Source organism: Endozoicomonas sp. ALD040, assembly GCF_049275945.1.
Classification (GTDB): Bacteria; Pseudomonadota; Gammaproteobacteria; order Pseudomonadales; family Endozoicomonadaceae; genus Endozoicomonas_A.
In genome coordinates this window covers 4,853,272-4,868,089 of sequence record NZ_CP184829.1, presented here as the reverse complement: position 1 = coordinate 4,868,089, position 14,818 = coordinate 4,853,272, and the positions used below count along the sequence as shown (strand labels likewise).

Below are 14,818 nucleotides of genomic sequence, written 5' to 3'. Positions count from 1 at the left end.
CCTGTTAGTTACGGAGAGGTTCCCGTATGCCTGCCAATCCGACTGATAATAATCCTCGCAATCCTGTTCCTAAAAGACAGTGGCTGAATACCAGCGATGGCTGGTTTTACTTCGCCATGGTTAATACCGGTACTTTTACCATCAGACTGTCAACGGATCAGGCCAGCCCGGGATCGGCCTTTGCCACGCCAGCGCACATTAGTACTGTTAGGACAGCTATTGACAGAGCCTTCTGGCTAATTGAGCAGTCAGGTTTTTTTCCCCACTATATACATCGGAATATCAGTATTATCCTGTCTGATTCTGACTTGCCGGGTCAGAATATCTATTATGACGACGATGGAGTTACATTTTTAATCGGACAATCAATCGGATCTGACCGGCTCGTCGCCACCTTGCTAAAGAATATGGCAATGGTCGTTTATGAGGCCTGTGACCCCAATAACTTCTGGTCAGAATTTCAGGTGCGCCAATATGGTTCTACAGCCACTCGAACACAGCTCGACTTTATCTCTGAAACCCTGGCCGCCAAGTGGTTGCATCAGAAAGTATCACCGGTTTCACTCTATTGGCTGGAGTCCTTGCTTCCTGATCTGTTCAATGCCCCACAGAACCTTGAGAAGCCGCCAACCCCTCTGAGTGCCGAATTGCAAGCCAGGCACTGGCATTCTAAAAACGACCTTGGTCAAACACTTGCCTGGCTCAAAAGCGAGGAGATCCCTTCATCAGGCAATGTTACCAGACCCGTGCCTGACAGTTATTCTACTTTCACGCCCGTCGCGCCGCTTTTGCGCATCGACGAGACAATAGCCTGTCCTGCCTTTGGCAAAGGTTATCGCACCCAGGTTAACGGAACGGAAATAGCGGTCAGGGTATATCCCCAGGGCGACGGTGCTCCGCCGCTGGAGCTGGTGGACATCACCCTTGATGCCCAAGACTACCGTTCCCTCGGTTACAAAGACCCGGCACAAACACTCCAGCGACTGGTTTTTGACCTTGAGAAACTGGCAGGACTGTTTCTATACGGTGGTTTTAACCGGCAGTTGCTGACCTTTCTTCACGGACTTCAGATTGCCAGTGATCCGGGTGGCACGGATAACAAAGTCCCTCTTATCAAGGCAGAGTCCGACCGATTATTTATTGACAGTGACGCAACCTTCACAAACGACAGTCGGCCACTGATTCGTCTGGGAGCCGCCGATCTTTCCCGGCACTCTGACGAAGCTCTTGGGCACGGACTGTCGGCCCTGCTGATACCAACATGGAGAGAAACCCTGACCGACAATGCCCTGGCTGTGGCCGGTATTGAACAGCTGTGGGGGATCACTGGCAGCAGGCTGGAAGCACTAAAACCACATTATGGGCTTGATGAACGTTACCAGGCCCGGCAATGGCCACAAGAGTCCGGTGATCTCTACCGGCAACTGGTGTCAGGCCAACGCCATGATCTCAGGAAACGGGGTGGCACAGCGGAAGACTTTGTTGATGCCGTCCGGGAACTTTACCAGGCTGACGGGCTGGCGCCAGCACTTGCCAGCGTTATGGAAGACTGGCAGGCGTTGGAGACTAATCGCACAGCCGGAGAAATGGCGGATTTGCTCACTGCCATCGAAACCGTTTACAACGAACAACCGTTGCGCAGTGAACAATGGTTTTTCCGCAGGGCGCTTGATGGCAGTCTGGACTGGCTGACTGCCAGAGACCCCGACAGCCCAGTTTTGGCAAACCTTCAGCGACTGAAAAAAAATGATGAGGCACAACAAAGTGAATACGATGGCCTGTTGGAGCCGGAGCAGGCGCCGCTCTTAAACAATACCACCAGCAGCGTTCGGGGCAGATTCCTTACCCTCAAGGCTCTGGGTGACTGGATTGGGGTTTACCTGACACCGGACTATCTGGCCAGTTCCGGTAATCAGACCCTCGCCAGTGACCTGCGGCAACTGGTGGATGCCAGCGACCTGTTCAGACACCGGTTGAACAATACCGAAGGGTTACGGATGCTGTCGGGCAACGTAACAACCCCGATAAGACCTGACACCCTTGGCGATATACACGACCAAGGTTTACTGAAAATACCCCCCGATGAGCGCAACAGGACGATCCCCGGAGAGTATGTCAGTTTAATTATCCCCGGTCGCAATGGTGCATTCCCCGACAGTCAGTCCGGCCCGCTGACCTACCTGCCAATCGAGCATGGTAGGAAAAATGACACGGCTTATGATCTTGTACCGGTTAACCAGACAGTTAATAACGGCACCTTCACGCTGATCCCTTTTGATCCGGATGAAGGGGATTTGCCCTATGGTTCCGGGTGGCTTGCAGGCCATCTTTCGTTCTTTTACCAGCTGGGAGAGGCATTGCAGCTGGCGCTCGGGCTGGCGCCAGAAGCAGATACCAATGCGGCCAAAAACCGGATTCGTACTGAACTGGGTTTGCCACGGCAGGACAACCCCGGACAGGACGAACTGTCGTTACCGGTAGTAAACCCCCGTCAGGTGATGATCAAAGAAACCCTGCCCGTACAGGTAAGGTTTAATCAAACGACAGCGACAGACAGTAAAAAATCCATAACTCTGGCAGTGACCGGATACGGGTCTCTGGGGCGTCATCTGCAACTGACAGCAGAGCCTGACGGGAAGGGTACCTATCGTCTGCAACTGGCTGCCATTGGCACAATAACTGCGCTTGACGACTCACCGCCTCTCCCCCTGTGGCGCTATAACGCAGTGACCAGACCAGTGGCAAAGCGCAGAGTTCGCCGTTCCGATACCGATCCTGATTCTGCTGAAGTTCAGGACCTGAAATTAATTGACAAACTGATTCCTGATTCCGATGCGTTCCTGGAAAAATTCGCACCGTTATTAGACTATCAGCGCGCCGCAAACGACCACTTGAACGCACGTGTTGAAGACCTGCTAGAAGCTTTTGTCAAGCTTGATGGCTCTCGCCATGAGCAGACTCCATCTACCTTCGCTTTGGTATTAGGGGTCTACGACCAACTCATTGAGCTGACCGAGAACCACCCGCTGGAAACCGGTGAAACATTTGCGAAACTGGCTACAGACATCCAGAGCTGGATTGAATCCAGCATGGTGCCAGTCCCTGAAAAGCTGCATTTTGTCAGCATTAGCCCAACAGCCGGGGAGCTAAACCGGGTCTGGTTATGGATTGCAGCCAATTCAAAGTCCGATTTACAAATAACCCTCTGGTACGACCCGGACGCAATGCTCACTACTCTGCTTACCAATGCCCTCAAAAAAGCAGTGATCAGTCAATTAACCAGTCAATCCGGTTCCAGTGATCCGTCTAATTTTGACTCGGATTTAATGGAAGGATTCATGAAGCTGCAAGATCAGGCCTGGAAATTCATAGAGTCAGACATGAAACAGGGACGGGGATTTGATCTGGCAGTGAAGAATTTTCTGGTACGCCACCTCAACCATAAATCATCGGATATTGATGAGCATAAAAACCAAATGGTGAAAGCCTACCAGCTATTTAAACAGAAGGTAGAGTCTTCTTATCCCGGCGCGAAGTTTTCCCGCGAGGATATTAAAACGGTCTGGACCGATGCTTACGGGGAAGACGGTGAGAAGGCCAGAAGTTACTATTTAAGAGAGCTGGGGTTGCGTGGTAATAAGCCAGCGGCCACTGCACTGGTGAAAAGCAGGGTGCTTGGCACTCTCGGTGGTGTTTATTCTGATACGTTCCTTTCGCCGTTCATTAATAAGGATCTTTTCAAGGGTATTGATTACTCCGGCGTCAGCATGACAGATTGGAGCTGGGTAAAGAGGGTACAGGTACAGCTTGTCATCCAACAGTTCAGCAAAGAATTCCTTCCTGGTGACCAGGACCCTGCCATTGCCCAGAAGGTTGCAGACGATCTCGCCTGGTTCGGTAAAAAATACCCCCGGTTAAAGAATGACCTCGAGCAGCGTTTGGCGAGTTCTGATCCCTCGCAACTGTTTGAACCTCTGGGAGAAGTTAAAATCATTCCCGGTACGATCGACCTGTCACTAAAAAACGCACAAAGTCGTTTTTTTTCAGTATCACAGGGCGACCCGACCATGAAGGAGGTCGAAAACCGCCTTTTATTAAATTACCAGACGATTGACCAATATAAACTGTCCAGCGTAACAGCTTGGAAATCTATCCAGGATACAAAAACGTTTTTCACCAAAAAAGAAAAGGGTCAACCGAAATTGGCTTATTATCGATTCGGGGGGGTGTGGGAATTTTCGGAAGGCTACCCATTACTTAACGGCGATGACGCGCTGACAGAAAGCAATAGTGCAGTAGGTTGGACAGAAAGCGATAAAGCTTTGCTTGATTCTCTGCTATTGCTTTCCGGGGAACGCTATACCATTTCCAGCGAAACAGAAGCTTTCTGGTACCACGAAAACGAGATCGCAAACTATATTAAGACGGATCCCCAGAGCACAAGCCAATACAGCCAACAACTGATTATCCAGATGGAACCTGCTGATAATAACCCGATTAGCAGGGCGAGCCGTTACCTGTATCGCAAATATAAAAATCACCAGAAAACTTATAACTCAATCCGTTTGCTGGTCATTGATAATGATGATTGGTCAGATGGAGAGACAGGTGCAAGAGTCAACAAGGCCGATATTAGCAGATTTCTCGACGGTAACAGTCGAATTCATGTAGTTGGACTTGGTAAGTCCGAGAACGGGAAATTTACCCTGAGCGGTCAAACCGCGTCAGAACTCTCAAAAAAAATCAATGAACTGACCGGTGGTACCCCGGTTAAAACCATTAACCTGATTGGCTCAGGCATTGACGACAACGGGCTTGTCAGCCAATGCCTGAAAGAAACCCTGCAAGCAACAAAAACCTCAGCAGTGACTGCCCGTGACGGTCTTTTGATCGTCGATATCTGGGGGCGTCTGTGGGTTGGCCTGCTCTCTGACTCGGGTCTTGTGACCTGGTCACTGGCCGACAGCTCTGACAAGCTGAAAGCGCTTCGCATGAGTAACGGTGAAATCACCGTCAAGCGCTTGTCGGCAAAAGAAACATTGGCTGAAGGTGCCATCAGAATACGTCAGCTGCCCTCTGTTTTGTCAGAGCACAGCGGGTTGCTGGGGCCCGCTAATCCCGATGATCTGGTGCCGACCCCGGCAATGTTCGAGCACAGCCTGAAGCCGCATCTGCAGGGTGTTTTCGAGCCGAATGATTTAGCAGCGCTGGAGGAGAAAATTACCCAATTTGACCAACTTCGTCAGGAAGGAGCGGCTCTTGAAAAATACATGCTTGTCTATCGGATGCAGAAAAAACTGCCCAGAATTCTTCCTGGTGGCGCTGTGACCTCCCACCTGGCCGCGACAATAAACCAGTACCTGCTGGATGCTTTGGTGGAGGTCCCTGAAAAGCTTAACTTTATCTGGATTGGTCGTCTCAACGAAGGTGTTAAAGCTCATCTCAAGGTCTGGGCCAAGATGGTTTCCTCCTGGCCAATAACGCTCTGGTACGACCCGCAAGCGCTTCTGGCACCCGTGCTTGCCCGGGAAATACGTAACGCTGTTGCCGCTGAGAAAATACCCGCAACATTCCTGGCAGAAGAAAGGAGTAAACATGATTTTTTGGCACGTATTTTTCAGCTACAAGATTTGGCCTACAGCACTATAAAAAATGGCATTGCCCAGGGCAAAACCTTCGACGACATGGCAAAGGTTTTTTTGGTCAACCACTTGGGTATGGATCGAGCAGAATTAGCACAAATACAAAGGCAAAGCCTGAAGGAATTCACGGATTTTGCCAACGAACTGACCAGGCTTCGGGGCAACCCCGGATCCGGGGGATTCACACTGGCCGATATCAACCAGCTCTGGCAGGCAGGCAGTGACGCAAGCATAAAAAAGTGGTACGAGAAAGAGCTTATGCTGAGAGGGCTTTTAGCAGCAGCATCGGATCTGATACGAGTGGATCTGCTTATTAAAGATAAGAGTGAGGGAGGTGTCTATTTGGATGTCGACTCACTACCTCATTATAATCAACGCTTGTTTAAATATATTAACCCTCCGGAAAATATTTTAATTGAAGGCCAACTGAATAATTTAATTAATCATCTGATTATGGAGTATTTAAGTGAGCCAGGGCCGGAACAACTTTTCCCTAAAAGAAATCCTGATCCGGAAATACAGGAGAAATATAATCAATTAAAGGAAAAATACCCTGATTTTACCCAGGCTGTTAGAGAGGTCATAGCCAATCACAAAAAAGAGCCTCTTTTCGTTTTTCCAGAATCCATCAGGGCTATTCCTGGTTCAGCAGAAATAACCTTGGTTTTTTCAAAAATGGTTCAGCCCAGAAATAGTTTAATTATTGCGCCACGAGACAGCCAGATTCTCAAGGCGGTTAAGCAAGAAATGATAAAGCGGCAACAGTTGATTGAACGTTTAGATATAGACAATCCATCAAAACTTTATAGTTACGATCTCGCTGAAGTCAAGGCAGCCGTTATCAATGAATTGGGAATCGATCGAGTAGCCGCCGGTTTTTTTATTTCATATCGGACTGATGGAATAATGTATGGATCCGGCTCGATCTTGCAGCTATCAGGGCCAAGTGTGTTTCGTGATGTCATGAAGCAATATTTCAATGCTTATCTTTCAGGAGAGGATCTTCTTGATTACGAAAAAAAATCCTATTTCACGCAAATTAATCCATTGGCAAAGATTGATTTAGTGAGTTTGGAAACTGATGAACAGGCCAGTAGCTGGGTCACCAATGTTGATAAAACCGTGCGTTATGCCCTGAACGATGAGCAAGACAGCCATTATGGCAACCAGATTATTCTCCAGCTGGGTAACAGCGACAATGAAGTCAAAGCCAGCGTTTACCTGAGGAAAAAATACCAGCCCTATTTTAGCTGGCATATACGACTGGAGCCTGATGGTACCTTGATTAATCCAGTGACAGGCCGTGACATTGAGCTCAGGATATTGCGAGCCGGTTTTATTAAAGACGACACACGTATTATTGTTGTGGGTCATGGTAGTGAGGGTAACAAGGCTGGCTTGGGCCTGTTTCGCAAAAAGGCCGATTCCAGAGAGTTTCTCCTGGGCGGGAAGACGGTTAGCCAATTGGCCGAGGTGCTCAAGCGCATAACTGGCGGGCAATTTGTCAGCACCGTCAGTTTGGTGGGTTGTGGCGCTGCTGCCAGCGGGGAGCACTACCCTGTGGAAAAGTTCGCCAGGAAACTGTTTGGTAAAATCAGGACAAAACGAATCACTGTCCGTAATGCCCTGGTGGCGGTGGATATGCTCGGGCGCAAATGGACCGGCATTCTCCCTGCCGATGGCAATGTGCTGTGGTCACAATCAGACCCTCGCGTCAAGCTGGTGCTTGAAGAAGACGAACGGGGACAGTTAATGCCCCGCCAGCTCCCGGTTGCAGAAGGGCTGGTGAAAAAACTCCGGAATTTACCCGCTTTGCCCCTCGGCAGGAATTATGCCTATCTGGGCAAGAATGCCCCTCATTTCGATCAGGCCAGACGCTTACTGCTTGATACGATTATCGACAACAATCACCAAAACAATGGCAGGCAGAAACTCTCCGACCTGGTTGACCATTACAACCTTCGGCTGCAACAAGTCACCCGTGATAACTTTTCCCCTTACCGGTTGATGCCGTTGCCGACTGTCGACGCTGAACTGCCTTTTGTGCAGACAGGGGCACCAAGAAAGCTGCACCTCAGCGCCTTTGTTCGTGCAGACTCAATCGGTGACCCGTTTTCGGGTATTGGCTTGCTGGCCTATGGTAATCCTTTTGCGCAGGAGAACTTTTTCCAGACCCAGCAGGCGGGATATCAGCTGGCCCGGCAAGTCGCAAGCCCGCCATCTGACGCCATGGCAACACTGTTTACCCGCCTGCTGCTTGGGTCTTTACAGGACATTATTGCACCCGGTGGCCACGACATAGATCCGTTCCGGGTTTCTAGTCCTGATCTACTGGTTTCGGTATTGGGAAAAGATGACCTGCTTGCCCTGAATGCCCAAAAGCTACGAAATGACTTTTCTGAATTGGCCCAGCAGTACGTCAAGACTCTGAGAAGGTTATTGGGTGACTTTCTGGCCGACAAACGGGCGGAACAAAAAGCACCGAGACTGAACGCCTGGAAAAGGCATGAACAAAGAAAGTCGTTTCAAAATACCCTTTCGCGTGAGGTTAAAAAAAGGCTGAAGCACCAACCGGATGGTAAGGTCAGTTTCACGGATCCTGTGCCTCTGCCTGACAGAGAGTCTTTTGCTGGCGACAAACCTGGCAAATACCTGCCTGTTGTCGCCAACCCTGCGGGCGAAACTTATGTTCTGGTGAGCGTGCCAGAGTTTAACGGCGGGATTTTTCCGGACAATCTGCGCAATATCCTGTTTATGCTCCAGTCCTCAGGTCCGCTGGAGAAGCGTAATGCCCAAACGCTGATCAAGGCCATTGAGTCAGCCTATTCCCATCGCTCATCCTCCCTGCCAGAACAGCGGCTCGATGAAAAAATAGCCCGACTGCCGCTGGCTGATGTGGTCACACTGGCCAATGAAGTTGATCACTTCGACACCGGGCACCGGGCAGTCCAGAGCCTGATGCAAAAACTCTTGTCGCGTCTGGTGGCCAGCGTAGTCACCACGCTGGAAAACGGTGACAAGCCCAATCGCCAGCAGAAGCTGCTGATCGCGGAGTTGTCCAGCCGACTTCCCGACGACAACAGCGGCTTCAGGGTTCCGCTTCCGGAAAACCCTGAACACCGGGCTTATCTGGACTTTTCTCTGCCCTACGACGAAGATCGCTATTCTTCCTCACAGACCGTTCTGGGGGCTCGTTCGCCCTTTTCTATCTCTGCCATTGATCATAATGCTTATCACTCCCAGCTGCGTGAGCTGGCGCAATGGGATGAACCACCAAAAGGACTGGAGGATGTGATTGGCTATTTCAATAAACCGAATAAATTCATCGATAGCCTTCTGCTCTGGCGCAAATGGCAGAAAGATAATGGTTTGGAGACGATCAGTCCGCTCGTTGATATCCGGCTGGAATCAGACCGCCTGACCTGGGACAGTCGGGTGATTATCCGGCAGTGGGAAAAAAATGAGCCTGTTATGATTCGGGTCGGACTTGCTGATGTACGGCCAGGTTTGTCTAACACCCGCCTTGCCCGGGTGATGACTCAATCCTACGGACTGGCTCTGCTCCTGCAACTGCAAGCAAAGCAGGTACCCCTCTCTGTTATCGTCAGGGCTATGGAAATATGGGAAACGGATTACCCTCTTTTTCTTGTTGGCCATTACGGTTATGACAATGGTCTGAAACTGCGGCGACTGCCCAATGACAGTGATCCGGTTTATCAGGTGCTGGTCACTCACAGTAAAGATCATGATCTTAAGTTTGCCCGGGGCACTGTGGATGATTTCCATTTGGCATTGGAGGGATTGTTCAGGGAAGAGCGTCTTGCCCATTCGGTCAGAACCGTTATTAATCACCTCGAAAAAAACCCGGAGACCTCTGTCGATACTTTTGTGCAGGGTCTGGTTGATATACACACAGATTATTGGAAAAAGATGCAGGTTTCGCGCCTGCGTTCTGCACTGGAGTTGCAGAACGCGGACTACCGGATGTTGGAAAAACGAATAACCAGCTCCGGTTTACCCCCTAAAGACAGGAACAAGTTGTTGTCAGATCTGGGTGCTATGCAAAAGCTGCCAGACAAAATTCCGTACGCTGGCAAAACGTTTTCTTCTTTCATGGACGTCTATGGTCATGAAATCAAGCCGGATAGCCCCGGATTTATTTCAGAAATCCTACCAGATACCTATGGTGGTAAAGGTTCGCAGCCGAAGATCGCGCTCTTGTTCTCTGGTCAATTTATCAAATATGTTCTGGTAAACGATATTCCTTTAAAACAGCTGTTTTTATTGCGGAATAACGTTATCGGATTTATTCAAATGCTTAAAGAAACCTCTAAATTCGAGGGTTTTTCCAATGCATTGAATGAAGGACGGAGCCAAGTCTTTGGAGATCTCCAGGCTCTGGTGAATCAGGGTGTTATAGATGCTTCTGCCGGTAAAAACTTTGACCAGGTCAAAATACCTGACTCTGTCCGGCTATTACTGGTGCCCACTCCCCCCGGTTCATCCGGCACACTGCCGCCTGAGCCGGTTCTGGTGGGTAATGCCGGCAGTGTCCTGAAATTTGATCCAACCCGTTACTCCATCGCAGGTAAAACGGCTGTTGAAACACATTACATTATGGCTGGCCTGATCAGTCAGTTTGTTGTTGCATCGTATAAGTTAAAAAAAACCGGCGGCGATTTCAGCAATTACTTGCGCATCAAAAAACAGATCCTGCGTGAGCTTGAACCCTCTGTTTCAGAGATTAAGGGAAAAATAAATGTCCCAGTAATAGAAAATCCCAGGCGAATCGGCATTGAGATGGAAGTGCACTACGTAGAGATACATACTCCAGATAAAATCCAATTTGCACGCTCAGCCGGGATTCCTGAGGGTGCAGTTGACAATTCCTACGCTTCACTGATGTTAACCACCGACAGAACGAGTGATTGGAGAGCTGCTGGGACTTTACTGGAAATCATTACCGGACCACAACCCCTTTCTTTTTATCGGGATAAGTCTTCAGGTTTTTATGATGCCATGGAAGCTCTAATAGCCACCGTGAATAGCGCACCTGAAAATGACAAAGGTGATTATACGACAAAAAATCTGGTTGATGATTACAATAGTGCATTGTCAAAGGTGCGATTGGAAAAAAAATACTCGCAAGAGTTTCTTCACCATTTTGCCGTGAGGTTTAACCCAAATGCAGAGAAGAAATTCTCACTGAAAACCTGGAATAAAAAAATGGGGGCCCATCATCGAAGACCACAAATTAATATTTCAATTGACCTTCGTGCATTCGGAGATATAACGTCTGTCATACCTGATCTTATGGCACCGCTAAAAAATGATTTCTTAAAAAAGGTTTTTCAGCAGTGTCAATACGGCGCCAACGAGCTTTTGCAAAAGCTGAATCTGGAGCATTCTCCTTTATTAGCATCAATGTTCACCCTGCACCTCTATAAACAGGTACTGGATAGCTCAACAGAAGAATTCAATCGCGGAAAGCTCGGCAACACGGCTGGTGGTCCTGTGACTAAACTCGGTGGATTACCAAGATTTGCTACCGCTGACCTTATTATGTCAGTCATTTCCAGCCTTGATGCTGAGCGTCTTTATGCCGCAATCAATTATGGCCCAGACTTTTTTTCGCTGATTGAAGAAACGATCAATGGGCTGGTCGAAAAGGGAGCGGAGGCAGAGGGGGCTGGCCGAAATTGGCACGTGCCTACAGAAAAACTAAGAGCCAGAGTAAGCTCGCTGTTTGTGAATTTACTGGATTATCGTATTAAACATGGGCGAATGCTGCTAAATAATGTTTATAAGGACTGTTTCAAACTTCCTCAAAGCGGAATAATATTTTTTCTTGATTCCGTTGAACCAAATTCAAGAGTAAAAATCGTCAGTCATGACAGTGGAGAGGGTGGAATCCATTACTTCTCCGCCATTGAGGTTCGCAAACCTTCGGCCAAGCTCGCCAATATTGCTGTAGCTCCTCCCGATCCCGAAACAACTGCATTAATAAAGTCAGTCCAGGATCCGGATCTGCTGGGAACAGACCCGGGCGTTGACCAAGTCTTTATTAAAAGAGCTCAATCCCTGCTCACCTCTGACACCGGAACCTGGCATTACCGGGACTGGGTAAAGGTGTCCATCCTCGACCGGCTGGGTCAACTTGACCGCGCAAAGCGGGAGCATGTGAACCGCTCCTTCGTCAGCCATCAGCGGGCGGCACCGGACGCAGCCGGGCAGGACGCACTGGGCCAGTTGCTACTTTTTGCCCATCTTAAGGCAATGACCGGCGGGCGATCAGAATCATCCTGGGACACCCTGGCGCAGTTGCAAAAAATAGTGTCCGTAGATTTTGACTTTCAGCGGGTGGCCGGGGCTTACCAGCTCAATAATGACCTTCCGTTGAAAACCATTGACAGCGACGCCCTGCTTGTTGCCCGCTGGCAGCGGCTGGTAAAACTCAATCTGCCCGCCACTCTCTACAGACTTTTGGACTCCGGAGACGAAGATTTTATTAAAGCCGTTCTTGAGTCGGCAAAGATCGTTTCCGGGAACGGAATGTCACTGGGTCGCTTGTTTCGGGAAATGACCATCATCCTTGAACCCGAATGGCGCTCGTATCAGAGTCATCTGAATAACCATCCGCTGACCCTGACGGTGGGAATAAAGGACATTACTTCTGATAGCCATAAGGCTATCGCTATAGGAAAGCTGTTCGCAATAGCCCTTTTAAACCATCCCGAATTGGTGGCACTCGGTCAGACTCAAAGGGAGTTGCAGGCGGTCTGGGGATTATCGGCCATCAGCACTGGCAGTAGCTATGGCCTGACCACAGAACGGGTACCGGTCGCTTTTCCAAAGCAGAAAGCCCCCCTGTATACACAGTTTTTGAATGGCATCGGCAGCATCAATCACAACTGGCAGTTTGCTTCCGGGTCGGTCGCGGATTTCGCCCGGGTTCTCTACCGGTTGTCCGCCCAGCATGATCAGGGCAGGCTGAAAGAGGCCTTTGAACGGGTTCGGAACTACCATCGTCAGCACCCCAAAGTATCCCTGGACACTTTTGTCTCGGCTCTGGTGAAAACACACGGGAACCTGCCCGATGAACTGGCGGGTCTGGTTCTGCGTCAGGCTATCGGGAAAGCGGGATGTACTTATCTGCAACAGGCCCTGACGGAGAAAAAACCATCATTAACCGCCGGGCTCAATACGATGATATGGGTTGGGGCTATTGACTCGTTTTATGATGACCGTGATTCGTTCGATGGCACTACCGCATTTAAGGTTGACCGCCACATCTCGGTAAAACTGAGCCGTGCTTACTTTCGTTATGGGGGCACAGAGTATCTTTTATTAGTCGATGGCCTTCAGGACTTCCTGACCACGCATCTGGGCAAAGATTACCTGAAGAGAATCAGGAACGATCCCGCAGCTTTATCTCAAGATCAGACCCTGACCGTTGATGCCCCGAAAGCCGTGGCCGGAAAGCAGCAAATCGTCGTTTGGTTATCACACACTGGCGAGAAAGTGGTGATTAACCCCGATGCCGCTGCCAGTCAAAAAAACCGTTTGTCCAGCTTGATTCCAGTGTTTACTGCCCTGGTTAAATCCGGCCATGAACTGAACGGTGGCCGTCAGCTTGCCCCTTCAGAGGTTGAAGGGATTGAAAGAAGGGTTCGCCAGCAAATGGGGCTGGCGCCCCTGGTGCAGCTTGCCGACACCGGGAATCTGAATCTGAAAGAGGACACCGCATCTGGCCGGATCGTCCTTGAAAAAACCTACACCATTGACAAACCTGCCATACTGGAAAGCCTGCTGGCCAGAAGCCCGACAGTCGTCAATGACTCACCTTTATTCACCCTTAAATGGCTGGCTGCCGACAGTCAACCGGGCCTGCAACTGATAACAGCCCCACTCTCCCTGGATGAGCTGAGCAGGCACCGGCCTTTGCTGGATGCCGCTTTTCAGGCACTGGGTAAAACGATCTCGACCCAGTCTGGCCCGGTTAAAAACCGGGATTTGGTCTGGACCTTTCACGAACGGCTTGCCAATACGGAGCCAGTAAAAAAAGACAACGCCCTGGGCCGGTTAATCTTTGAAAAAATAACTTACACGGTCCACCGACCCACCGGATCGCACACCCTGATGTATCAAAGCCCGATAAAAATCGGTGCTACACCTTTGACCACCCTGAAATGGCTTGGTCCGGGACTCTATCCGGGTTTGCAACTGGTAACGCCCCCCCTTTCACTGAGTCATCAGACCACCAACAGGGATAAGTTGGAAGCCACTTTTTACGCAGTGGACAAAATTATCTCGACGCAGCCTCAACCGCTCAGTGACCGACTCTTTCACTCAAAGTTTGACGGGTATTTCAGGCACCGGCTGCCTCCTTATGTTGATGAGCCGAAGACAATCTGGCAGACAAAAATCACCGGCAAGGCAGACACCGGAATCATCCTGAGGTTTCCCTCCGGGAACCTGGACAAGCCCCTGGCCCCTGTTCTGTTTGCTGTCACTGACGGTCCTGAGAGAGAGCGACTGCTGGCCAGCCTGCAGGCCGCCACCCGGTTTGTGAACACTGTTATCCCGGCTTCAGGCAACGAGGCAATCCATGCCCAGTTAAGGTCGCTGTTTACCCTGTTGTTGTTCCGACTGTCGAGCGACGACCTGCCCGGGCAAGCCCTGTTTCCGGGGGCAAGGCTGGCAGACTATATCCACACTTACCTCTCAGACGATGCCGTGACCACACTCAGTCACCACATCAACCGTGTTGGCCTGCAACAAGTCACTGACGATCTGGTCACTGATCTTGCACAACAGGCAGTCGGTACCCCGGACCCGCAAGCGGGTGACAGGATCAAGGACCTGCTGGGGACGGCCCTGGATTACCGCCTTGCCAACGGCACCGGACTCTTGCCCGGCACACTGCCTGACACCTACTCGCTGCCCCTCGCGGATGGCGGAAAATACCGGGAACTCTGGACCGGGCTGATGTCAGAGTACGGCACAACGCGACGGGTCTTCAAAGACGCCGATGGCCATTATCTGCTGGACGCAGCTCTGCCGCTCGAAAGCAGCAGTATGGAGCAGCTGTATCAGTCCGATAAGCTGACGGGCCCTCTCAAACTGGCGTTAAAACCGGACTCGCTGGGCCGCGATCAGGAGGTTACCCGTACCTT

General features: G+C 50.2%; 1 protein-coding gene (cut by a window edge). It reads left to right on the top strand.

The annotated features are described in order from the left end of the window. The first annotated feature begins 26 nt into the window (after positions 1-26). Positions 27-14,818: the 5' portion of a TcdA/TcdB catalytic glycosyltransferase domain-containing protein gene (locus ACOJUN_RS17975; protein WP_422133285.1), read on the top strand. Its footprint extends 13,777 nt past the window's final position; only the first 14,792 of its 28,569 coding nucleotides appear in the window; it begins with the start codon at positions 27-29; its stop codon lies off the right edge, out of view.